This window comes from Ensifer adhaerens (assembly GCF_000697965.2).
Lineage (GTDB): Bacteria > Pseudomonadota > Alphaproteobacteria > Rhizobiales > Rhizobiaceae > Ensifer > Ensifer adhaerens.
In genome coordinates, this window is the sequence record NZ_CP015880.1 from 101,660 (window position 1) to 124,857 (window position 23,198).

Consider the following 23,198-nt stretch of genomic DNA (forward strand, 5'->3'; position numbering starts at 1 on the left):
CGGAACGAGTGCAGGGGCGAGGACGCCCTATTGGTGAAATGTCAGTCAGTTTAGCCCTCTCCCACGACGGGAGAGGGCGCTTCGCAAGATATGGAACCGATCAGCCGATCGCCATCAGGCTGGCATTGCCGCCGGCCGCTGCCGTGTTGATCGAGGTCGAGACCTCCTCGAGCAGCCAGTTCAGGCAATAGGCGTCGGGGTTCTTGACGATCTCTTCGCTCGAAGCCGCCTGGACGAGAACGAGCGGGCCGGGAAGGCCGGCGATCGTCTTGCTGACTTCGCGCACGCGGGCGCCGTCACCTTCGACGAGCGCGCCTGCGAACGGACCGTCGGCGGCCCAATCCTTCGACCAGGAAAGGCGTGCGGCGATGCTCGCCGGCAGATCCTTCAGCGAAGCATGCAGACCGGAAGCCGCGTCGACGACGACGGTGTTGCCGGTCGCAAGGGCGGCACCCAGCTGGTGGTAGAGGCCGGTTTCGGTGGTCGGAACCAGCAGCACGCGGCCACGCGGATGCAGCGCATAGAGGTTGCGCTCGCCGACCGGGCCCGGAAGTTCCGAGTGAAGCCCGAGGGCCGAGTTGCTGCCGGCGGTGCGGGCGGCTTCGGCTTCCGCCTTTTTACCCTTGCCGTCGAGCCACTTGGCAAAGTCGAGCAGAACAGGATCGGTGTGAACCGAGCTGTGCTGCGGCGGGACCGGGGCGGTGGCGACGAGGCGGCCGAGATAGAGCGGGCCGCCAGCCTTCGGGCCGGTGCCGGAGAGGCCACGTCCGCCGAAGGGCTGAACGCCGACGACGGCGCCGATTACGTTGCGGTTGACGTAGAGGTTGCCCGCCTTCACCCGCGAGGTGACGTGGGCGATGGTCTCGTCGAGGCGCGTGTGCAGACCGAAGGTGAGGCCGTAGCCGGTGGCGTTGATGTCGTCGATCAACCGGTCGAGATCGTCGCGGCGGTAGCGGATGACGTGCAGAACCGGACCGAAGACTTCGCGCTTGAGGTCCGAGAGCTTGTCGAGCTCGATGATCGTCGGCGGCACGAAGGTGCCCTGTTCGGTGCCGGAAGCAAGGCCGATCTGCTCGACTTTGCGGCCGAGGCCGCGCATGGCATCGATGTGCTTCTCGATGATGCCCTTGGCCTCAGCGGTGATAACAGGGCCGACATCGACCGAGAGCCGGTCGGTGCGGCCGATCTTGAGCTCATGCAGCGCACCCTTCAGCATCGAAAGCGTGCGGTCGGCAACGTCTTCCTGCAGGCAGAGAACACGCAGCGCCGAGCAGCGCTGGCCGGCGCTGTCGAAGGCCGAGGCGATGACGTCGCCGACGACCTGTTCGGCAAGTGCCGAGCTGTCGACGATCATGGCGTTCTGGCCGCCGGTTTCGGCAATCAGCGGGATCGGCCGGCCGGCGGGCGACAGTCGATCGGCAAGCTGCGCCTGGATCAGGCGGGCGACTTCGGTCGAGCCGGTGAACATCACGCCGGCGATCTCAGGCGCGGCAACGAGCGCCGCACCGATGCGGCCGTCGCCGGGGAGCAGCTGCAGCGCGTCGGCGGGAATGCCGGCCTCGTGCAGAATGCGCACGCCTTCGGCGGCGATCAGCGGGGTTTCTTCAGCGGGCTTCGCCAGCACCGGGTTGCCGGCGACGAGCGCGGCGGCAATCTGGCCGGCGAAGATCGCCAGCGGGAAGTTCCATGGGCTGATGCAGACGATGGGACCAAGCGCCTTGTGAGCCGGGCCGAGCGTGCGACGCGTCTGTTCGGCGTAGTAGCGTAGGAAGTCGATCGCTTCGCGCACTTCGGCAATGGCGTTCGGCAGCGACTTGCCGGCTTCGCGGGCGATGAGGCCGAGCAGGGTTGGCATGCGCGCCTGCATCAGGTCGGCAGCGCGGGTAAGGCAGGCGGCGCGCTCGGCGGGCGAGACGGCGGCCCAGCTCGCGGCGGCCTTGGCGGCAAGCGTCGCTGCCTGGCGGGCGTCGGCTTCCGATGCCTCGGTGACCGAGCCGACCACGTCGCGGTGGTCGCCGGGGTTGACGACGGCGCGGGTTTCGCCGGAGGCAGGCCCCGTTGCCAGCTGCGGAACGGCCTTCCAGTTAACCGTCGCACTTGCCTGGAGCGCTGCGGTCAGCGAGGTCAGGCCGGCTTCGTTCGAAAGGTCGAGACCGGCGGAGTTGCGGCGCGTGTCGCCGAAGAGGTTGTCGGGCAGCGCGATCTGGTCGTGCGGTGCGCCGACGACCGGCATCGCGCGCACGATCTCGACCGGATCGGCAATCAGTTCGTCGACCGAGACCTTCGGGTCGGCGATGCGGTTGACGAAGGAGGAGTTCGCACCGTTTTCGAGCAGGCGGCGAACGAGATAGGCAAGCAGCGTCTCGTGCGTGCCGACCGGCGCGTAGATCCGGCAGGGACGGTCGAGATTGCCCTTGCCGACCACCTCGTCATAGAGCGGCTCGCCCATGCCGTGCAGGCACTGGAACTCGTACTTGCCGACCTTGAAGTCCTTGCCGGCCATTTCGTAGATGGTCGCCAGCGACTGCGCATTGTGGGTCGCGAACTGCGGGAAGATCACGTCGGTTGCGGCCAGCAGCTTCTTGGCGCAGGCGATGTAGGAGACGTCGGTGTAGATCTTGCGGGTATAGACCGGGAAGTCTTCGAGACCGTCGAGCTGCGCGCGCTTGATCTCGGCGTCCCAGTAGGCGCCCTTGACGAGGCGCACCATGACGCGGCGGCCGGCGCGGCGCGCAAGGTCGATGATGAAGTCGAGCACGTATGGGCAGCGCTTGCCATAGGCCTGGACGACGAAGCCCATGCCGGCCCAGCCGGCGAGATCCTTGTCGAGGCAGAGTTCTTCGAGCAGGTCGAGCGAAAGTTCGAGACGGTCGGCTTCCTCGGCGTCGATGTTGAGGCCGATGTCGTATTTCTTGGCGATAACGGCGAGCGCCTTCACCTTCGGCAGAAGCTCTTCCATGACACGCGACGCCTGCGAACGGGCGTAGCGCGGGTGCAGCGCCGAAAGCTTGATCGAGATGCCGGGGCCTTCATAAATGCCGCGGCCGGCCGATGCCTTGCCGATGGCATGGATCGCCTGCTCGTAGTCACGGTAGTAACGCTCCGCGTCGGCAGCCGTCGTCGCCGCTTCGCCGAGCATGTCGTAGGAATATCGGAAGCCCTTCTGCTCGAGTGCGCGCGAACGGCGCAGCGCCTCGTCGATGGTTTCGCCGGTGACGAACTGTTCGCCCATCATGCGCATTGCCATGTCGACGCCGCGGCGGATGACCGGCTCGCCGCAGCGGGCGATCAGGCGGGTGAGCGCGGCGGAAAGGCTGCGGTCGTTGACGGTTGAGGTCAGCTTGCCGGTGACGACGAGACCCCAGGTGGCGGCGTTGACGAACAGCGAGCGGCCACCGCCGATATGCGACTTCCAGTCGCCGTCGGCGATCTTGTCGCGGATCAGCGCGTCACGGGTTGCGGTGTCCGGAATGCGCAGCAGCGCTTCGGCCAGGCACATCAGCGCCACGCCTTCCTGGCTGGAGAGCGAATATTCCTGCACGAGGCCTTCGACGCCCGAACCCTTGTGCTTGGCGCGTAGCGCCTCGATCAGCTTGCGCGCCGTCTTGGCGGCGGCCGCACGGGTGGTGGCGTCGAGCGTTGCGGCTTCGACCAGTGCCGGCAGCGCTTCCGTTTCCGGCCGGCGGTAGGCGGCGGTGATCGCCTGGCGCAGCGTGCTCTGCGGTCGGACTGGCGGGGCGAACTCGGCAAACGGAGCCTGAGGCGCGCCGGTCTCTGCAGTGGTCTTGTGAAGCGGTGTCTGGCTCATCGAGCGCTATCCTCCGGGAAGCGGTTTTGAAGGCGCGGCGCGCCCTCGATCGTGGGCGGAAAATACGCTTCCTTTCGCCGTACATCCATCCGGCAAATTTGATCTTTAGCGGAATGTTTCACCGTCCCACGCGCGCGGCGCCGCAGAGGATGCGGAATGTTCGCAATATCGCCGGATGATCCGGTGTTATGCGGCCTTGCCGAAATGCTTCTCGCGGGCCATCAGGCACTCGTCATCGCCCGGCATGCAGGTGCGACAGACGATCGGTCGGATCGCGTAGATCTTGCAGCCGACATGGTCGCCGAGCTTGCCGTTGAGCGCCAAGCAGCGATCGTCCTCGCAACGCATGCCGCCGAGATCGGCGGACACATACTCCGCCGGGATCAGGTCGAGCTCCTCGTCCGTCTCCAGCGAGAAACGCGGCCAGTCGGCCGAATAGGCGCAGCAGGCGCCGCAGCTCTGGCAATCGAAGCTTTCGTCGAGGGATACGGGTTCGGTCATGCCGTCAAACTAGCATGAAGGCCGTGCGTTCGAAATGGCCTTACGCGATGGCGGCATCCCGGCGAGCGATCTCGTAGTCCTCCGTATGCACCAGCACGCCATCGGCGGTCACGACAGCGATGCCATAGGCCGCCGGCTCGTCGACCGACAGCGACGCGTCCGGTGCGTCGAAGGGCATCGGCTGCTGGTGCACCGGGCTCTTGAAGACCGAGAAGGGAATGCCGCGGGAAGAACCACTGATCGTGCGGTGCACATGGCCGGCGAAGATGTGCCGGACATTGCCGTGCCGTTTGACGAGATCATAAAACTCCGCCTCGTTGGCGAGCCGGATCATGTCCATGCCGCTAAAGCCGGTCCTGTGCGGCGGGTGATGCATGAAGATGAGCACCGGCCGGTCGCCGGCATCGGCCAATTGCCGGTCGAGCCAGGCGAGCCGCTTGGCGCAAAGTACGCCGGCATGGCTGGTCGGATAATCATAGGGCGGGGCAAACAGCGTATCGAGCAGGAGGACGCGGCAGTCTGCAAAATCGATCGCCTGCTGCACGAAGCCGTTCTCGTCGGTCTCGGCATCGGCAAAGACGTCGCGGAACACCTCGCGCCGGTCATGATTGCCGATGGTGATGGCGACCGGCGGCGTAAGCTGATCGATGAGCCGCTTCAGGCGCTCGTAGGACGCGCGGTCCGCGTAGTGGGTGAGGTCGCCCATGAAGACCACCCGGTCTGCGTCCGCATGGTAGCGGTTGACATGCGCGATGCCGTTGGCCAGCCGCTGATGGGGGTCAAGGCCGATGATTGTTGTACCCTCGGGCACCATATGCAGGTCGGTGAAGATGATCAGCTTTGTCATGGAGTTCCAGAGGGTTGCGTCCGATTGGCCCAAGCTGTCGCGCCGACGGGCGTGCGTCAAGCCGCATCTTTGGGCTCGACAGACGAACTGCGGCCCGCGGTTTTTCTTGCGGGCGCCCGCGGAAAGCGGTAATGCAGGCGCATCTGATATATCAGCCATGGTCGCCGCTAAGGCTATGGCAAACGCGTTGGAGAAACGGCATGCGGTGGAAGCGCACGATCCAGTTGCTGGACGTTCATTGCGAGGGTGAAATCGGCAAGGTCGCGATCGGCGGCGTGCCGAAGATCCCGGGCAACTCGATCGCCGAGCAGCTCAACCATATCAACACGGTCGATGACAGCCTGCGCCGGTTCCTGTGCCTGGAGCCGCGCTCCGGCTCGATCGGATCGGTCAACCTTTTGGTGCCGCCGAAGCGGCCGGAAGCTGATGCCGGCTTCATCATCCTGCAGGCCGACCAGGCCCATGCCATGTCCGGCTCGAACTCGATCTGCGTCACGACCGCGCTCTTGGAATCCGGCATCATAGAGATGAAGGAACCCGAGACCGTCGTCATGCTCGACACTGCCTCCGGCCTCGTCAAGGCGACCGCCACCTGCCGCGACGGCCGCTGCGAAAAGGTGAAGCTGACGATGGTGCCGTCCTTCGTGCATGAGCTCGACGTCGAGGTCGACACGCCGAAGTGGGGCAAGATCAAGCTCGATCTCTGCTACGGCGGCATCTTCTACGCCCTGGTCGATGTCGGCCAGATCGGTACCACGATCGACAAGGCGAACGCCCGCGAGATCGTCGAAGCCGGCATGATCCTGAAGGACATCGTCAACCGCACCATCCCCGTCGTTCATCCGGAAATCCCGGAGATCAAGGGCGTCGCCTATGTGATGTTCCGCGATGTCGAGGCTGACGGCACGATCCGCACCTGCACCACGATGTGGCCGGGCCGCGTCGACCGCTCGCCTTGCGGCACGGGCAGCTCCGCCAACCTTGCGACGCTGCATGCGCGCGGCAAGGTCAAGGTCGGTGACGTCCTGAAGTCCCGCTCGATCATCGGTTCGGAATTCGAAGTGGGCCTCGAAGGGGTCACGACTGTTGCCGGTCGCGAGGCGATCATCCCGACCATTGCCGGTCGCGGCTGGACCTTCGGTCTGCACCAGGTGGCGCTCGACCCGTTCGATCCGCTGGCCGATGGCTTCGCGCTCACCGATACCTGGGGGCCGCAGGCAGGCGAAATCCGCTAGTCGGTCGCGTTCTTAGGGGGTGTTCTAAACGAAAACGCGGGCCGAAGATCATGGGATCTCCGACCCGCGTGGCCCTTGGGAGGCGTGTTCGATTACTTGATGCGGCTTGCCTTGGGGAGCATGGCTGTCTCAAACCCATCGCTTACGCTGAGTGCGGCGAGCTTCTGGCCGGCAAACGCATCGCCTTCATTGGCGGCCTTGCGGAAGATTTCCCGTGCCGCGGGGATGTCCTTGTTGATGCCTTCGCCGTTCTCGAGCATCAGGCCGAGATTGACCATGGCATCGACATTGCCCCTGTCGGCGGCAAGCCGGTAGAACTTGGCGGCCTTCGCGTTGTCCTCAGCGACCAGCTTTCCTTCATCAAGGATGACCGCGAGATTGAAGGCGGCGACGTCGTCGCCGGCGAGGGATGCCCGCTCGAACCATGCGATCGCGAGTTCGCCGTTGACCGAGGTTCCCATGCCGTCGCGATAGGAGACGCCGAGATTGTAGGCGGCGAGAATGTTGCCGGCGGCGGCGGCCTTCTGGTTCAGCGCGAATTCGGTGGCGGTATCGCCTTCTTCGCCGACGAGAACGGCATAGTTGGTCATGGCCAGCGCGTGGCCATGTTCGGCGGCTTCGCCGAGAATGCGTTGCGACTGGATCTTCTGGCCGGCCTTGTCGAGAACGCGGGCCAGCTGAAACTCGGTGCGGGCGCCACTCTTCTGGTTATAGGCCTCGCGGCAGGCCGACAGCGCGACGCCGATCTTGATGTCCTCAGTGGCAACGGCCGGGAAGACCATATTGCGTTGCAGGTCGAAAATGCTGCCTGCCTCGCGGTCGCAGACGTCGGCTGCGGAAAGCTCGGCGGCGCGGGCTGAAGGAAGTGCGATCGCAGCAACCGCCAGCAAGCTGACGACAGCCAGGAATACGGCGTTGATGATGCGGGTGCCGGATGCGCTGCGATTTTCCATGAAGCTCTCCCTTCTCTTGACGGTGAACTTATCCCTGCTCGTTGGAGACGGCTGTTCCGGCGGGAACAGCCCGGCAACGAAAGCTCGGGCGAAGTGGGGAGGGACTGCTGCGGGCCGGCCCTGCGCCCGCTTGCATCCGGGAGCGCCGGGGCTATCCTCGCAAGGCGGCAGCGATACGGGAGATAAGCGATGGAAGATCTGGCAGCGTCGATGCGCAAGATGCTGGTGAGCCGGCGCGTCGTCGTCGGCGGTCTGTTGCTGACGGCGGCCGGCGGTGGTGCTACGCCCGCCTGGGCAGGCTCAGCCCTTGGCGAGGCAACGGAGATCCGCGGCGATGTCCGGCTGAGGCAGGCAAAAAAGGATAAGCCACTCGCCGTCGGCGGTCAGCTGTTCGAGAACGACCGCGTGCACACGAACGCCGAGAGTTTTGCAACCTTGAATCTGGGCACGGATACGCGCGTGCTTCTGGGCGCCGAAACCGAACTGCTCGTCGATAGCTTCATTGCCGGGCAGGGCGGCACGCTCGAGCTTGGAACGGGCCGCATGGTCTTCGACCGGCCTGAGGGGTTGCCGAAGGTCGATGTCGCCGTCCGCACGGCCTTCGGCATGATCGGCGTGCGCGGCACCAAGTTCTTCTGTGGTCCGAGCCGGGCCGCCTTTGCCGTCTTCGTCGAACATGGAAGCGTTTCGGTCGCGCGCGGCGGCGTAACCAAGATCGTCGCTGCGGGGCAGGGGGTGGAGTTTCATCATCGCGGGGACGTCCCGAGCGAGCCCGCCAACTGGGGCGAGGCGCGCATCAAGGAGGCCTATGCCAGCGTCGGCCTGACGCGCTGAGCTGACGCCGACATTATCCGAAGCGGCGGGTGCAGACGGCGCGCCGCCTCAGTCGGCGACCGTGAACAGTTCCATCGTCGAGAACCCGCGGATCTCGTGGCTGCCAAGCGGGCGAAGCGGCCTTTTGCTTTCCTGAGCGGCAGCGGGCCCGACGCAGATCGCCGTGCCGAGAAACTTGTTTGCCTCCTGAAGGCGTGCCGCCAGATTGATCGCATCGCCGTGGGCCGTGTAGTCGAGCTTGCCGCCGGCGCCGACCTCGCCGACGACGGCCGGTCCGGTCTCGATCCCGATCCGCGTACGGCCGAAACCGTTGGAGGCGAACTGCGGACGCCTGCGCATCTCTTCCGTCAGCGCATGGATCGCCTTGGCGCAATCGATGGCCCTGTCGACATGATCAGCCAGATCCTCCGGGGCGTTGAAGAACGCGTGCACCGCATCGCCCACCACCTTGTCGACCATGCCGCCATGGTCGGCTACCAGCGCGTTGACTTCGGCAAAATAGATGTCGAGCAAGGCGATGAGCTCCCGCGGCTTGAGCCTCTGCGACAGAGTGGAAAAGCTCTCGATGTCGGTAAAGAGCGCGGTCACCTGGCGCTCCTCGCCAGCCATGCGGGCAAGTCCGGGATTGTCGATGTAGCGGGCGACCACCGACTGCGGCAGATATTGCGAAAACTTCTGCCGGGCCGTCGCTTCCGCGCGCCGGACCTGGGCAAATTGCAGGACGCTGGTCACCGCGAGGACGGCAATAAGCGCGACCGAGACGCTGACGGCATCGATGAGCCAGCCGCTGGCATCGTAGACGACGGCAGATGCAGCGACCGCGGCGGCGACGGTGCAAAGGCCGAGCGCCGCCGATGTCAGCGGCCGCAGGCGGGTGGCGGCAAAGGCGATGCCGAGGCCGGCGACAAGTGCGGCCACGGCTTCGGCAAGCGGCAATCGGCCGTCGCGCTGCGGCAGGAAGCCGGTCATGATCGCGTTGGCGATGTCGGCGTGGATCTGCACCGAGGGTTCGAGCGGCATCGAGGCGCTCGGTCTGAGGCCTCCGAGGCTTGGCAGGCTGCTGCCGATCAGCACGAGTTTGCCGGCGAAGCGTTCGGGCAAAGCCTTGCCGGACAAGACGTCGGCCGCCGAAACCGTACGTTCGCTGAGCCGTTCCTGAGAACTTGCGACGAAACGCAGGCTTCCGGTGTCGTCGAGCAAGATCGTTTGCCCGTCGATGCGCATCCAGGCCGGCTGGCCGCCGAGGATGGGCGTGCCGCCGCCCCGCATCTGCCGGGCCGCTTCGATCGCCAGCGTCGGATAGGCGTCGTTGCCGAGGATGGCATAGGCCTGAACCCGGCGTATGCGCGCATCCTCGTCGCCGACGAGAAACGAGGCCGCCGCCGCACTCGCCTGATCCATGAAGGCCCGGCATGACGTTTCCGCGCCGTCGAGAAACCACAGTTCGGGCGCGGTGAAGGGTCGGCTGAGCGCCAGCGGCGGCACGGGACGCGGCAGCTCCTGCACCGTATCGGCGACGAGAAAACCGAGAACGACGGCGGTCTTCGAAAGTGCTGCGGCAAGCGCCGGGTTGCCGTCGGAGCTGGGGTCGCAATCGGCGCTGAAGACGAAATCGACTGCAATCACCTTGGCGCCCGCGGTCGCGAGTCGCGACAGAAGCTCGGCGGTCGCTGTCCGGTCCCATTCACCCGAAGGGCGCGACTGGTGGGCCTGCCGGTCGATGTCGACGACGACGAGGTCGGGCGACTGGGGGGCAGGAACCCATTGCGTCAGACTGTCGAAGAACAACTCGCGCTGGGTTTCGAACAGCGGTCCGGCGTAGAGATAGAGTGCTATGGCCGCAAGCAGGCTCGTGAGGCAACCGCCGGCGAGCGGCGTGAAACGCAAACGCCGGCGTGGCTCAACGACCATGCGGTCTAGTCCTCCTCGGGGTCAGCGATGCTCTGCAGGCGACCGACCTTGCAGGCGATGATGCCTTCGTTGCGCTTGATCGCACCGCTCTCCTCAAGCCACTGGATGGCGCGGTTGACCTTGGGTCGGCTGGCGCCGAGCACGCCGGCGATGTCCGTCTGGCTCATGGTCAGCCTGAGATTGGCACTTTCCGGCAATTCGTTGCCGTGGATCTGCCGGAGGGTCGCGAGGAAGAAGCGCGCCACCCGGGCGTTGAGGTCGTAAAGCGCGATGGTTTCCAGCCGCTCCGTCGTGTCGCGAAGCTGGGCGCAGAGAAAGCGGATGACCGCTTCGGCCGCCTCCCGTCGATTGGTGACGATGTCGAGAAAGGCCTTCTTGCCGATTACATAGCCCTCGGAGGCGGTCGTGGCGGTCGCATCGGCCGAACGGGTCTGACCGTCGAGCACCGCCATCTCGCCGAAGATCGCGCCGGCTTCGTGCTGGCGCAGCATCAGTTCGCGGCCCTGCGGCGTGATCAGCGACAGCTTGATGCGCCCGGAGATGACGACAATCATGTAATTGCCTTCGTCTCCGCGCTGGAAGATCACGGTGCCGGCCGGCCATTTCCGATAGGTCGCGATATTGGCAAGTTCGGCGATAGCGTCCTTGTCGAATTCTTCAAAGATCGGAAACGAGCGCCAGAATGCCGGGCTCCTGTTGATTTCATTCATGACATTCCCCCGCGCGGCGTCCCCTGCCGCGCCGAAATTCTTCGCCCAGCCGCTCCGTCGTTGCAACATAAAAGAACGAGGCGCCGTCGTTGTAGTTCCGCATTGCCTTGCAGTCCTGCGTCGAGAAGTGGCCGATAGAAGGTTGACGATGCGTCATCGGCGTTTCATTTTTGTGAACGATCTGTCGCCCGCGCAACGGCTAGATGATTTTGAAAATACTGATACTTCTGTTGCCAACGAACCGTTTCTCACAGGAGTCTTCCATGTCTCAGAATGTTGTCGTCCTCGTCGGACGCATCCTGCTTTCGATCATGTTTATCACGGCCGGTTTCGGCAAGCTCACCGATCCGTCGGCGACCGCCGGAATGATCACCGGTGCCGGCTGGCCCGCGCCGACGCTGCTTGCCTATCTCGCCGGCGCCTTCGAACTGGTTGCCGGTCTTGCCGTTCTCGTCGGTTTCCAGACGAAGATTGCGGCCTACCTGCTGGCGGCCTTCACGCTCGTGACCGCCTTCGTCTTCCATAGCGGTGCGATCAACATTCCGACCTTCCCGCCGGAAGCCAACGGCCTGCTGAGCGTCTTCAACAGCCTGATGATGATGAAGAACATCTCGGTCGCCGGTGGCTTCCTCGTGCTCGCCGCCTTTGGCCCGGGCGCGCTGTCGATCGACAAGCGCGGCGCCTGAGGCACGGATTTCACTTGATGAAATGCAAGGCCCGCCGGTTCGCCGGCGGGCTTTTTTCGTTGTGTGCGAAGTCTCAGGGATAAATCACGCCCTTGCGCAGGATGACGTTGCCGTAAAGCCGTGGCTCGCTCGTCTGGACCAGCGTGTGGGCGGCCCTGACGCGCGGATAGAAATCGGCGCCGAGCAGAGGCACAACGCGGCGGTTCGGTTCGTGCTTGCCGCAGCACGCGACGATCTCTTGGTGGACCGGGTCGAGCGTGTCCTTGTCCTGTTTGACAGTGGCGCGGAAGATCGCCTCGGGCACAAAATCGTCGATCGGCAAGACGCTCAAGATAGCGTCGAGCACGGGGATCAGCGGGTGCCCGTCGAGCCGGATGAGACGGCGCGCATGTTCCTGGCCGGGGTAGTTGCCATCCACCAGCGCGATCTCGTCGCCGTGGCCCATCGCTCGCAGCGTTGCGAGCAGTTCGGGACTGAGGATCGGGTTTAGGCCTTTCAGCATCAGCCGAGCTCCTTGAAGAGGACATTGGTGTCGAGCAGGTAGCGGGAAAAGAGCGGCAGGCTCGCGCCGCCGATGGCGCGCGCATGGCTGCCGACCATGCCTTCCACCAGTTCGGGAATGGTTACACCCTGAAGGTCGAGGTCGTAGAGCGCTTTGCGCGTGGCGGAAAGCAGCCGCGCCCGCACCCAGGGCGGGAAGCCGCCGTCGATGACGACGGCCGAGAAGTCGACGATCGAAACGGCGGAGACGACGGCCTGGGCGAGGGCTGCGCCGCAGTCGTCGATCCAGATGTCGAGCGGTTCGCCGAAGTCGATCCAGTCGTCGGCCGAGTACCAGAGCGGCCGCGGATCGATGCCGCGTTCGCGCAAGAGGTTTTCGAGCACGAAGACCGAGGCGATCTTGAGCAGCTGGATGGTCTTGCCGTCCTTGCCCGAGACCGGCAGCGGACCGACGGCGCCAGCCGTTCCTGTTCGCCCGGAGAAGAGTGCGGAGTTCAGCACAACACCGCCGCCGATGAACGAGCCGATATAGAAATAGACGAAATCCGGATAGCTGGCGCCGACGCCGAAGGCGAGCTCGGCACCGCAGGCGCTGGTGCCGTCGTTCTGCAGAAACACCGGATAGGTGGTACGGGCAGCGACCGCCGCCTGCAGGTCGACGTCGCGCCACCTGTTCATCTCTTCGCGCGGCGCGCCCACTTCTTCGGCCCAGTTCCAGAGCTCGAAGGGGGTGGCGATGCCGATGCCGGCGATGCGCTTGCGCTGGTCGGGGCCAAGCTGCTGTTCGAGCTTCGCCATGCCGGAAATGATGAAATCGACGAGGTCGCCGGGCAGTGGGTAGGCATGCACGTGGTGCAGATGCAGCCGGATGTTGCCGACGAAATCCATCAGCACCAGATCGGCGCTGCGCCGGCCGATCTTGACGCCAAAGGAATAGACCGCGTCTGGGTTGAGCCGCATCGGCGTCGAGGGCTGGCCGACCTTGCCTCTGACGGGATCGCCTTTGACCAGAAGGCCGTCGCTTTCGAGCGCGCGCATGATCACCGAAACGGTCTGCGCCGACAGGCCGGAGCGCCGGGCAATGTCGGCCTTGGAGAGGCCGCCGTGGCGCCGGACCAGCGACATGACCAGCCGTTCGTTGTAGGCGCGCACGCGCGTCTGGTTGGCGCCGCCGCTCGGATCGATGACTTCAGGTTGCGTCGGTCCCCGGTCGGGGCCGTCTGTCAGTGACATGCCACCGTCTCCTCCCGTTGGCATTGGATTATGTGAGCGGGATGCGGGCGCAAACCGCCTGCATAGTTCCTCACCCCGTTCTGCCGCCCGCTTGGCGCAGGTCTCTTGTTTCCACTTGTCGCGGCTCTGTCAATTTGGTCGGCGCGCCAATCCTCCGGTGGAGCGCTATCATCCCAAGAATGCCACATCGAAATAATAATTCAATTTGATTTATTTATTGACACTCCGGAAATTTAGTGTTTGTTTTTGTCTCGGAAGCGCCAGTTGCAGCGGAGGAGAATGCTGCGGTGGTGTAGCCAGGGCCGGTCCGCCGGCACGATTTTCAATCCTTGGGAGGATTTCATGAAGAAGACTGTTCTTTCCGCTGCTTTTGGCGCGCTGTCGCTTGGCGTTGTCTTCGCCATGCCCGCGCAAGCCGCCGATGTCGGCGCCTGCCTGATTACCAAGACCGACACCAATCCCTTCTTCGTCAAGATGAAGGAGGGCGCGACTGCCAAGGCCAAGGAACTCGGCGTGACGCTGAAGTCCTATGCCGGCAAGATCGACGGCGACCATGACAGCCAGGTGGCTGCGGTCGAATCCTGCATTGCAGACGGTGCCAAAGGCATCCTGATCGCCGCCTCCGACACCAAGGCGATCGTCGATCAGGTCAAGAAGGCGCAGGAAGCCGGTCTGCTCGTGATCGCGCTCGACACGCCGCTCGATCCGGCAACCGCCGCCGACGCGACCTTTGCCACCGACAACCTGCTCGCCGGCAAGCTGATCGGCCAGTGGGCAGCCGCCACCATGGGTGATGGTGCCAAGACCGCCAAGATCGGCTTCCTCGACCTGACGCCGTCGCAGCCGACAGTCGACGTTCTGCGCGACCAGGGCTTCATGATGGGCTTCGGCATCGACACGAAGGATCCGAACAAGATCGGCGACGAGGACGATCCGCGCATCGTCGGCCACGACGTCACCAACGGCAACGAGGAAGGCGGCCGCAAGGCGATGGAGAACCTTCTGCAGAAGGATCCTGATATCAACGTCATCCACACCATCAACGAGCCGGCCGCCGTCGGCGCTTATCAGGCGCTGAAGGCCGTCGGCAAGGAAAAGGACGTGCTGATCGTTTCGGTCGACGGCGGTTGCCCGGGCGTCAAGTCGGTCGCCGAAGGTGTCATCGGCGCAACCTCGCAGCAGTACCCGCTGATGATGGCGGCTCTCGGCATCGAGGCGATCAAGAAGTTCGCCGATACCGGTGAGAAGCCGAAGCCGACGGAAGGCAAGGACTTCTTCGATACCGGCGTCTCGCTCGTCACCGACAAGCCGGCAGCCGGCGTCGAATCGATCGATACCAAGGTCGGCACGGAGAAGTGCTGGGGCTGATTGCCCGCCTTCTACCGTCACCATGTAAAGGCAACGGAAGGGCGGCCCCGGCCGCCCTTCGCGTAAGCGCCGATGTCTTTGACAAGGCGACGAAAACCGCGCAGCTTTTAAAGAGTGCTATTGCCCGCGTCATTGTGGGCGGGCTGTGCACGACACCATCGCAACCCCTTGGGAGTGGGGTTCACGGGAGGAAGGTCCATGGGCGAGCCCAACACAGCCGCGCAGCCATCCCAGGAATTCGAGAAAGTCCTGGTCAACAGTTCGACGCAGGTCGCGTCGTTCGATACGCATGACAAGACAGCGGTCCAGAAGATCCAGCATTTCCTGCATTCGACGCCGGCCGCCGTGCCGTTCATCGTGCTGATTGCAGCGATCCTGATCTTCGGCATCGCCATCGGGGGTAAGTTCTTCTCGTCCTACACCCTGACCCTGATCCTTCAGCAGATCGCCATCGTCGGCATTCTTGGTGCCGCACAGACGCTGGTGATCCTGACCGCCGGCATCGATCTTTCGATCGGTGTCATCATGGTGCTGTCGGCTGTGATCATGGGCAATTGCGCCGTCACCTACGGCCTTCCGGCACCGATCGCGATCTTCATCGGCTTCGTCGTCGGCGGCGCCTGCGGCTTCCTCAACGGCTTCCTCGTCTCCAGGGTCAAGCTTCCGCCGTTCATCGTCACGCTCGGCACCTGGTATGTCATCATGTCGACGAACTTCATCTATTCGGCCAACGCGACGATCCGCGAGGCCGACGTGACGGCCGTCACCCAGATGCTCCACCTCTTCGGCGTCAGCTTCAAGGTGGGCTCCGCCGTCTTCACGCTCGGCGTGGTGATGATGGTCGTGCTGGTCTTCGGCCTCTGGTACGCGCTGAACCACACCGCCTGGGGCCGCCACCTCTATGCCGTTGGCGACGATCCGGAGGCGGCGAAGCTCTCGGGTATCCGCACCAGCCGCGTGCTTCTGAGTGCCTATACGCTTGCCGGCCTGATCGCGGCACTTGCCGCCTGGGTCTCGATCGGCCGCAATGGCTCGATCTCGCCGTCCGCCGCCGTCACCGACTACAATCTGCAGGCCATCACCGCAGCCGTGATCGGCGGCATCTCGCTCTTCGGCGGCCGCGGGTCGATCCTCGGCACACTGATCGGCGCGATGATCGTCGGCGTCGTCTCCATGGGGCTCAACATGCTCGGCGCCGATCCGCAGTGGAAAGTCTTCCTCACCGGCGTCTTGATCATCACCGCCGTCGCAATCGACCAATGGATCAGAAAGGTAGCAGGCTGATGGCTCAGGAACCCATTCTCACCGCGCGCGGCCTGGTCAAGCGTTACGGTCGCGTCACCGCCCTCGATCATGCCGATTTCGATCTCTATCCCGGCGAGATCCTCGCCGTGATTGGCGACAACGGTGCCGGCAAGTCCTCGATGATCAAGGCGATCTCCGGCGCTATCACGCCGGATGAGGGCGAGATCCGGCTTGAGGGCCAACTGATCAACTTCCGTTCGCCGATGGAAGCGCGAACGGCCGGCATCGAAACGGTCTATCAGAACCTGGCGCTGTCGCCGGCGCTGTCGATCGCCGACAACATGTTCCTCGGCCGCGAAATCCGCAAACCTGGCATCATGGGCAAGCTTTTCCGCACCCTCGATCGCGCGGAAATGGAAAAGCGGGCGCGGGCGAAACTGTCCGAACTCGGGCTGATGACGATCCAGAACATCAACCAGGCGGTGGAAACGCTCTCGGGCGGCCAGCGCCAGGGCGTGGCCGTGGCGCGGGCCGCGGCCTTCGGCTCCAAGGTGGTGATCATGGACGAGCCGACGGCGGCACTCGGCGTCAAGGAAAGCCGGCGGGTGCTGGAGTTGATCCTCGACGTGCGCTCGCGCGGCCTGCCGATCGTCTTGATCTCGCACAACATGCCGCATGTGTTCGAGGTGGCCGACCGCATCCACGTTCACCGTCTCGGCAAGCGTCTCTGCGTCATCAATCCGAAGGAGCATACGATGTCGGATGCGGTTGCCTTCATGACCGGGGCGAAGGAGCCGCCGCGCGAGGCGCTTGCGGCATGAATGTCGAGCCGATTGCAAACGAAATCCTGAAACGGGCGGCCGGTGCCGCCCGCTTCGTCGTCGCCATCGCCGGGCCGCCCGGTGCCGGGAAGTCGACGCTGGCCGAGGCGCTGGCCGAAACCCTGGTTGCCGGCGGCGAAAGGGCGGCGGTTCTGCCGATGGACGGCTTTCACATGGACAATGCCGTTCTTGAGGAAAAAGGTCTCCTCCCACGGAAGGGGTCGCCGGAGACATTCGACGTCAGGGCTTTTCTTTCGACGGTCGCCGCGGTGCGCGCCAATGACGGCGAGGTGCTGGTTCCGGTCTTCGACCGCTCGCGCGAGATCGCGATCGCCTCTGCCAGGATCGTTGCGCCCGAGACCCGCATCATCCTGGTCGAGGGCAACTACCTGCTGCTCGACGAGGCGCCGTGGGACAGGCTCGAAGGCGCCTTCGATTTCTCGATCTTCATCAATCCCGGCGTGGCAGAACTGGAGCGGCGGCTTTTGCAGCGCTGGTTCGATCACGGCTATGACGAGGAAGCGGCGAAGCGCAAGGCTCTCGGTAACGACATCCCGAACGCGCATCGCGTGGTCGACCATCAGCGGGCGGCGGATCTGGTGCTTGCGGATTTCTGAGCGATGGTCGGATTGCGGATTGTGTTTGCGGGCGCATTGGTGATATCGAGACGCGGTTCCACCACATGAGAAACCGCCCGCCACCCGCGTACCCGCCGGCTCGCAAAGCTGCGCGCGCGGATCGGGCGCGAGCCCGGGGCTGCGGTTTTCCGTCTGCGCCTGCTCTGACCTAGGAGAACGCTGACCATGCAAGACCTCGTTATCCGCCGCCCGGATGATTGGCACCTTCATTTGCGCGACGGCGACATGCTGAAGGGCGTTATCGCCGATACCAGCCGCCATTTCGCCCGCGCGATCATCATGCCCAACCTGGTGCCGCCTGTCGTCACGACCGCAGACGCCTCCGCCTATCGCGAACGTATCGTCTCAGCGATCCCGGCCGGGGACCGGTTCGAGCCGCTGATGACGCTCTACCTGACCGCAGGCACCAATCCCGACGACGTCGAAGCCGGCCACAAGAGCGGTCTCGTCAAGGCGGTCAAGCTCTACCCGGCAGGTGCGACGACCAACTCGCACAGCGGCGTGCGCAACATCGACGAGGCGATGCCGGTGCTGGAGCGCATGGCAAAGATCGGCCTGCCGCTCTGCGTGCATGGCGAAGTCACCAGCTCTGATGTCGACATCTTCGACCGCGAGGCCGTGTTCATCGAGACCGTGCTCGATCCCTTGCGCAAGCGCCTGCCGGAACTGAAGGTGACGATGGAGCACGTCACCACCAAGGACGGCATCGACTACATCAAGGCGTCGAAGGCGAACCTCGCGGGTTCGATCACCACCCATCACCTGATCATCAACCGCAACGCCATTCTCGTCGGTGGGATCAAGCCACACTATTACTGCCTGCCGGTCGCCAAGCGCGAGAACCACCGCCTGGCATTGCGCGCGGCTGCCGTCTCCGGCGACAAGCGCTTCTTCCTCGGCACGGACTCCGCACCGCACGTCGATCCGCTGAAGGAATGCGCCTGCGGCTGCGCCGGCATCTACACCTCGATCAACACCATGAGCTGCCTGGCGCATGTGTTCGAAGAGGAGGGCGCGCTCGACAAGCTCGAAACTTTCGCCTCGCTGAACGGTCCCGCCTGGTACGGGCTGCCGGTGAACGAGGAAACGATCACGCTCAGGAAACAGGCAGAGGCTGTCACCTATCCCAAGAAGATCGAGACCGGTGCCGGTCCGGTCACCGTTTTCGATCCGATGTTCCCGCTGCACTGGGCCGTCGTTTGATCGCTTGAAGTTTTGAAGGAGAGTTTGATGTTTTCCAACGCGTTCACCGACAAGGCCGTCATGGCCGAGCTGGTCGCCAAGATGCTCTGGGAGATCAAGGCCGTGCATTTCAGCGCCGACAAGCCCTACAAGCTGTCGTCCGGCATGGCGAGCCCCGTCTATATCGACTGCCGCAAGCTGATTTCCTATCCGCGCATCCGTTCGGCGGTGATGGATTTTGCTGCAGCGTCGATCCTGCGCGAAGCCGGTTTTGAGAAGTTCGACATGGTTGCAGGCGGCGAAACCGCCGGCATTCCCTTCGCCGCCATGCTTGCCGAACGTCTCGGTCTGCCGATGATCTATGTGCGCAAGGCGCCCAAGGGCCACGGCCGCAACGCCCAGATCGAAGGCCATATGCCGGAAGGCGCCCGCGTTCTCGTCATCGAGGACCTGACGACGGCTGGTGGCTCGATGTTCAAGTTCATCGACGCGATCCGCGCAGCCGGTGGCATCGTCGACCACGGCATTGCGCTCTTCTACTACGACATCTTCCCGGAAGCGGTCGGCGAGATGAAAGGCAAGGGCGTCGACCTGCACTGGATCGCCACATGGCGCAACGTGCTTGCGGTCGCCCGCGAGCAGAAGCTGTTCGACGAAAAGACGCTCGGTGAGGTCGAGGCCTTCCTCAACGCGCCGCTCGCCTGGTCGGGCCGCAACGGCGGCGTCAGCGCCTTGGCGTAATCTCTGGCGAGGCCTCGGTTCTGCCGGGGCCTCGTAGCGTCTTCAGTCATAATTTTTAAATCGATTGAAAATCTGTCGAGGAGGATAAGCCGATGATCGTATGCTGCGGAGAAGCGCTGATCGACATGCTGCCGCGGGACACGACCGCGGGCGAGAGTGCCTTTGCGCCCTATGCCGGCGGCGCGATCTTCAACACGGCGATCGCCCTTGGCCGCCTCGGCATCCAGACCGGCTTTTTCACGGGTCTCTCCGACGACATGTTCGGCGATATCCTGCGCGACACGCTGAAGGCAGCGAATGTCGATTTCGGCCCCTGCGCGACGCTGTCGCTGCACACGACGCTTGCCTTCGTCAAGCTGGTCAACGGCCATGCCAGCTACGCCTTCTTCGATGAAAACACTGCCGGCCGCATGATCACCCGCGAGCACCTGCCAACGCTCGGCGATTTCTGTGAGGCACTGCATTTTGGCGCGATCAGCCTGATCCCCGAGCCCTGCGGCTCGACCTACGAAGCATTGATGACGCGCGAGCATGAAAAGCGGGTCATTTCTTTCGATCCGAATATCCGCCCCGGTTTCATCAAGGACCGAGAGGCTCATCTCGCCCGCATGAACCGCATGGCGGCGATGTCGGATATCATCAAGTTCTCCGACGAGGATCTTGCCTGGTTCGGCATGGAGGGCAGCCACGACGATCTCGCCGCCGATTGGCTGAGGCGCGGCCCCAAGCTGGTGCTGATTACCAAGGGCGCCGATGGCGCCGTCGGTTATACCGCCCGCCACAAGGTCGAGGTTGCCGGTGAGCGCGTGACCGTGGTCGATACGGTCGGTGCCGGCGACACTTTCGATGCCGGCGTGCTGGCATCGCTGAAGCTCGCCGGTCTCCTGAGCAAGGCCGATGTCGCCGGCCTCACTGAAACCGCCGTTCGCAACGCGCTGGCGCTCGGCGCCAAGGCGGCGGCCGTCACGGTCTCGCGCGCCGGCGCCAACCCGCCGTGGAAGCATGAAATCGGTCTTTGATCGTTAGTCCGGGTCCGGGCGGTATTCCAGGATATCGCCCGGCTGGCAGTCGAGTGCTGCGCAGATCTTTTCCAGCGTGTCGAAGCGCACGCCCTTCACTTTTCCGGATTTCAGCAGCGAGATGTTCTGCTCGGTGATCCCCACCTGTTCGGCAAGATCGCGTGAACGAACCTTGCGTTTCGCCAGCATCACATCGAGATTGACGACAATCGGCATGGGCTAGACGAAGCTCCTGTTCTCCGCCTCGACCCCTGATGCTATGACCATGACATGGCCGAGGCCGACGACGAGCCCGGCCATTAGAAGCACGATCATCGTGCCGCCATTGATGTCGAACATCACCGCATGTCCCGTGGTGCCCGGGTTGTCATAGGTGACAGCGAGGATGCCGATCCCATTGCTGACGGTCATGCACAGCGAGCCGAAAAGGGCGGTCAGTCCCACCCGCCGCAACAGCACGCCATTGCGGCCGGACAGGATCTCGCCGCGCTGGAAGCTGTCGAAAAGCTGCCAGGCGAATGCGAGGCCGGCAATGACGAGCGCGTTGTTGATCGCGGCCAGAAAGGCGACGGTCCCGATGGCTCGATAGGACAGAGTGATGATCTCGACCCGAGGGAAGACGATGTCGCGAACGCCCTGTTCGAAGCCTTGCCGGTCGAAGAAGATCTGCCAATGCGTGTAGACGACCGCCGAACAGAACAACGCTCCGCACAATATGATCATGAGCTTCATGAAGCGGCTGAGCTTGCGCAGCCTCTCGGCGGAGTTCGTCATACAAAGTCCCTTATCGTTTCACTTGTATTTTTATCGTAGAACAATAAATAATTGCCGTCAATTGTGATGTTGGATGCGGCCCTGGAGCTTTCCTGGCAGGAGGGGAGCGCGCCTGCGGAAAGCCAGAGCTATGCGCTCGACGTCCACGCGGGCAGTGTGCCGGCTGCGGCGCTCGGGAGCCGCGTGCCACCGGGAGAAACGCTCTATCTCCTGGCTCTCGCCGAAGCGGACGCTGCGCGCTTGCGGCTGTTGCAGGAAAAGATCGCACGCTCGAAACGGGGCGAGCCTAACCGCGGCAGCCTGTCGGCCGGTTCTCCGGACGTTGCCGAAAGGTCATGGTCAATGCCTGGATGCAGATGGGGTCGGACACGGACTATTTTCCGCTGCTGTTGAAGCTCGATCTGATGGAGGTGCTGAAACCCGGCGCCACGACGTTGCCGGGTTGTGCAAAATCACGAGGCCCGAGGCGCGAAAAGCGCCTCAGGCCTCTATCGTCTTCAGCGGTGCGGTTCCGGGGAGAACCCTGCGGATTTGTTTAATGGGCGGCTTTCAGCAAGGCTGCCACCAGACCCGCCGTCGACGAATCGTGACCTTCGGCGCTTTCCTTACCTTCGACGACGGGAAGCAGGCCGGTCGCCAGCTCCTTGCCGAGCTCGACGCCCCACTGGTCGAAGGAATTGATGTTGAAGAGCGCGCCCTCGACGAAGACGCGGTGCTCGTAAAGCGCGATCAGGCGGCCGAGCGCGAAGGCATCGAGCTGGTCATAGACGATCGTCAGCGACGGGCGATTGCCGGTGAAGACGCGGTGCGGCGCAATCTTGTCGGCCTTGGAATCGGCCATACCCTTGGCGGTCAGCTGCGCCTTGGCTTCCGCGAGCGTGCGGCCCTTCATCAGCGCTTCCGACTGGGCCAGGCAATTGGCGATCAGCAGCTCGTGCTGGTGACGCAGGTTCTTCTCGTGGCCGTTGGCGGCGATCATGAACTCGGCGGGAATGACGTCCGTGCCCTGGTGGATCAGCTGGTAGAAGGCGTGCTGGCCGTTGGTGCCGGGCTCGCCCCAGACGACCGGGCCGGTCGAGTATTCGACCGGCGTGCTCTCAAGCGTCACCGCCTTGCCGTTCGATTCCATATCGAGCTGCTGCAGATAGGCGGGGAAGCGCGACAGGCGCTGGTCATAGGGCAGGATCGCCCGCGACGGGTAGCCGAGCACGTTGCGATGGTAGAAGCCGAGAAGGCCGAGCAGGACCGGTATGTTCTGACGGATCGGTGCGGTGCGGAAATGTTCGTCTATGGCGTGGCCGCCATCGAGGAAGCGGCCGAAATTCTCCTTGCCGACGGCGATCATCAGCGGCAGGCCGATCGCCGACCAGATCGAGTAGCGCCCGCCGACCCAATCCCAGAAGCCGAAGACGCGGGCCTGGTCGATGCCAAAGGCGGCGACCTTGTCGAGCGCGGTCGAAACGGCTGCGAAGTGATGGCCGACGGCAGCCTCGCCGAGCTTATCGGCGATGAAGGCGCGGGCGGTCGCCGCGTTGGTCATCGTCTCGATGGTGGTGAAGGTCTTCGAGGCGATGATGAAGAGCGAGGTTTCCGGATCGATCAGCTTCAGCGTATCGGCGATATGGGCGCCATCGATGTTGGAAACGAAGTGCAGGCGCGGGCCGTCGTGGAAGGGCGCAAGCGCCAACGTCGCCATGACAGGACCGAGGTCCGAGCCGCCGATGCCGATGTTGACGACGTCGGTGATCTTCTTGCCGGTCGCACCTTTCAGCGCGCCCGAGCGGATGCCGTCGGCAAAGGCGCCCATGGCGGCAAGCACGCCGTTGACATCGGGCATCACGTCCTTGCCGTCGACGAGGATCGGGCGGTTGCCGCGGTTGCGCAGCGCCGTGTGCAGCACGGCGCGCTCCTCGGTGATGTTGATGATGTCGCCGCGGAACATGGCGTCCCGCTTCTCCTCGACCTTGGCGGCCCTGGCGACCGCCTCCAGTCCGTCCAGCACCTTGTCGTTGACGGCGCATTTCGAATAGTCGAGCAGCAGGTCGCCGAGCGTGGTGCTGAAACGCGCGAAACGTTCTGCGTCGGCGGCGAAGGCCGCGCGGATATCGGTTGCGTTGGTTTGAGCGGCGGTGGCTTTGAGTTGGTCGACAAGCGCTTTCATCGCGGGGCTCCTTGGTCGGACAATCGCCTG

At 64.1% G+C, this 23,198-nt stretch carries 21 protein-coding genes and 1 pseudogene; 10 read left to right on the top strand and 12 right to left on the bottom strand.

All coding sequences use genetic code 11. The features are described from left to right. Positions 1 to 100 precede the first annotated feature (100 nt). The 3 genes from putA to spdA form a co-directional block, all read right to left on the bottom strand. Positions 101 to 3,808: a trifunctional transcriptional regulator/proline dehydrogenase/L-glutamate gamma-semialdehyde dehydrogenase gene (gene putA, locus FA04_RS00475; protein ID WP_034797273.1), complete on the bottom strand. Its 3,708-nt coding sequence runs from the start codon at positions 3,806 to 3,808 to the stop codon at positions 101 to 103. A gap of 186 nt (positions 3,809 to 3,994) precedes the next feature. Then, positions 3,995 to 4,309 carry a YkgJ family cysteine cluster protein gene (locus FA04_RS00480; protein ID WP_034797263.1) on the bottom strand — a complete coding sequence of 105 codons (315 nt, stop codon included), beginning with the start codon at positions 4,307 to 4,309 and terminating at the stop codon, positions 3,995 to 3,997. Between the two features lie 40 nt (positions 4,310 to 4,349). Further along, positions 4,350 to 5,156, bottom strand: coding sequence for a 2', 3'cyclic nucleotide phosphodiesterase SpdA (gene spdA / locus FA04_RS00485; protein ID WP_034797261.1), 807 nt, complete (start codon positions 5,154 to 5,156; stop codon positions 4,350 to 4,352). 200 nt (positions 5,157 to 5,356) lie between these two features. On the opposite strand from spdA, the gene FA04_RS00490 reads away from it, so the two are divergent. Beyond that, positions 5,357 to 6,391, top strand: coding sequence for a proline racemase family protein (locus FA04_RS00490; RefSeq protein ID WP_034797259.1), 1,035 nt, complete (start codon positions 5,357 to 5,359; stop codon positions 6,389 to 6,391). 92 nt (positions 6,392 to 6,483) lie between these two features. Here FA04_RS00490 and FA04_RS36535 read toward each other — a convergent pair whose 3' ends face one another. Next, positions 6,484 to 6,822 carry a tetratricopeptide repeat protein gene (locus FA04_RS36535; protein WP_309139233.1) on the bottom strand — a complete coding sequence of 113 codons (339 nt, stop codon included), beginning with the start codon at positions 6,820 to 6,822 and terminating at the stop codon, positions 6,484 to 6,486. Continuing rightward, positions 6,799 to 7,344: pseudogene (locus FA04_RS36540) on the bottom strand (sel1 repeat family protein); the annotation flags it as partial. The gene FA04_RS36535 and the pseudogene FA04_RS36540, both read right to left, overlap by 24 nt. A gap of 210 nt (positions 7,345 to 7,554) precedes the next feature. Between FA04_RS36540 and FA04_RS00500 the strand changes: the two are divergent. After that, positions 7,555 to 8,178 (top strand): FecR family protein, encoded by a 624-nt coding sequence (locus FA04_RS00500; RefSeq protein ID WP_034797608.1) that lies wholly within the window; start codon positions 7,555 to 7,557, stop codon positions 8,176 to 8,178. A 48-nt stretch (positions 8,179 to 8,226) separates the two neighbouring features. On the opposite strand, the gene FA04_RS00505 is transcribed toward FA04_RS00500, so the two are convergent. Next, positions 8,227 to 10,089 (bottom strand): CHASE2 domain-containing protein, encoded by a 1,863-nt coding sequence (locus FA04_RS00505; RefSeq protein WP_034797257.1) that lies wholly within the window; start codon positions 10,087 to 10,089, stop codon positions 8,227 to 8,229. Positions 10,090 to 10,094: 5 nt separating this feature from the next. Further along, positions 10,095 to 10,799 carry a Crp/Fnr family transcriptional regulator gene (locus tag FA04_RS00510; RefSeq protein WP_034797255.1) on the bottom strand — a complete coding sequence of 235 codons (705 nt, stop codon included), beginning with the start codon at positions 10,797 to 10,799 and terminating at the stop codon, positions 10,095 to 10,097. Between the two features lie 263 nt (positions 10,800 to 11,062). On the opposite strand from FA04_RS00510, the gene FA04_RS00515 reads away from it, so the two are divergent. Then, the gene (locus FA04_RS00515; RefSeq protein ID WP_034797251.1) at positions 11,063 to 11,485 is read left to right on the top strand and encodes a DoxX family protein; all 423 of its coding nucleotides are present in this window, start codon (positions 11,063 to 11,065) and stop codon (positions 11,483 to 11,485) included. Positions 11,486 to 11,558: 73 nt separating this feature from the next. Here the strand turns inward: FA04_RS00515 and FA04_RS00520 are convergent, their stop codons facing one another. Further along, positions 11,559 to 11,987 (bottom strand): RbsD/FucU family protein, encoded by a 429-nt coding sequence (locus tag FA04_RS00520; protein ID WP_034797249.1) that lies wholly within the window; start codon positions 11,985 to 11,987, stop codon positions 11,559 to 11,561. After that, positions 11,987 to 13,219 (bottom strand): ROK family transcriptional regulator, encoded by a 1,233-nt coding sequence (locus tag FA04_RS00525; protein WP_034797247.1) that lies wholly within the window; start codon positions 13,217 to 13,219, stop codon positions 11,987 to 11,989. Before FA04_RS00525 ends, FA04_RS00520 begins: the two co-directional genes overlap by 1 nt. A 342-nt stretch (positions 13,220 to 13,561) precedes the next feature. Between FA04_RS00525 and FA04_RS00530 the strand changes: the two genes are divergently transcribed. From FA04_RS00530 to FA04_RS00560, 7 genes are all read left to right on the top strand, one after another. Next, a complete protein-coding gene (locus FA04_RS00530; RefSeq protein ID WP_034797243.1) occupies positions 13,562 to 14,587 on the top strand; it encodes a sugar ABC transporter substrate-binding protein in 1,026 nt (341 codons plus the stop codon). A 198-nt stretch (positions 14,588 to 14,785) separates the two neighbouring features. Further along, entirely contained in the window at positions 14,786 to 15,871 is a 1,086-nt protein-coding gene (locus FA04_RS00535; protein WP_034797242.1) for an ABC transporter permease, read from the top strand. Beyond that, positions 15,871 to 16,653, top strand: a complete 783-nt coding sequence (locus FA04_RS00540) for an ATP-binding cassette domain-containing protein (protein WP_034797240.1) — start codon at positions 15,871 to 15,873, stop codon at positions 16,651 to 16,653. Before FA04_RS00535 ends, FA04_RS00540 begins: the two co-directional genes overlap by 1 nt. Continuing rightward, entirely contained in the window at positions 16,650 to 17,270 is a 621-nt protein-coding gene (locus FA04_RS00545; protein WP_034797237.1) for a nucleoside triphosphate hydrolase, read from the top strand. Before FA04_RS00540 ends, FA04_RS00545 begins: the two co-directional genes overlap by 4 nt. A gap of 186 nt (positions 17,271 to 17,456) precedes the next feature. Beyond that, positions 17,457 to 18,494: a dihydroorotase gene (gene pyrC, locus FA04_RS00550; RefSeq protein ID WP_034797236.1), complete on the top strand. Its 1,038-nt coding sequence runs from the start codon at positions 17,457 to 17,459 to the stop codon at positions 18,492 to 18,494. A 27-nt stretch (positions 18,495 to 18,521) separates the two neighbouring features. Then, positions 18,522 to 19,214 (top strand): orotate phosphoribosyltransferase, encoded by a 693-nt coding sequence (locus FA04_RS00555; RefSeq protein WP_034797234.1) that lies wholly within the window; start codon positions 18,522 to 18,524, stop codon positions 19,212 to 19,214. A 92-nt stretch (positions 19,215 to 19,306) separates the two neighbouring features. Beyond that, complete coding sequence (locus FA04_RS00560; protein ID WP_034797231.1) at positions 19,307 to 20,233, top strand: carbohydrate kinase family protein; 927 nt, start codon at positions 19,307 to 19,309, stop codon at positions 20,231 to 20,233. Between the two features lie 3 nt (positions 20,234 to 20,236). Here FA04_RS00560 and FA04_RS00565 read toward each other — a convergent pair whose 3' ends face one another. The 3 genes from FA04_RS00565 to pgi form a co-directional block, all read right to left on the bottom strand. After that, positions 20,237 to 20,449 (bottom strand): helix-turn-helix domain-containing protein, encoded by a 213-nt coding sequence (locus tag FA04_RS00565; RefSeq protein ID WP_034797229.1) that lies wholly within the window; start codon positions 20,447 to 20,449, stop codon positions 20,237 to 20,239. 3 nt (positions 20,450 to 20,452) lie between these two features. After that, positions 20,453 to 21,007, bottom strand: coding sequence for a DUF2975 domain-containing protein (locus FA04_RS00570; RefSeq protein WP_034797227.1), 555 nt, complete (start codon positions 21,005 to 21,007; stop codon positions 20,453 to 20,455). Positions 21,008 to 21,542: 535 nt separating this feature from the next. Then, positions 21,543 to 23,168 (bottom strand): glucose-6-phosphate isomerase, encoded by a 1,626-nt coding sequence (gene pgi / locus FA04_RS00580; protein WP_034797225.1) that lies wholly within the window; start codon positions 23,166 to 23,168, stop codon positions 21,543 to 21,545. Positions 23,169 to 23,198 lie beyond the last annotated feature (30 nt).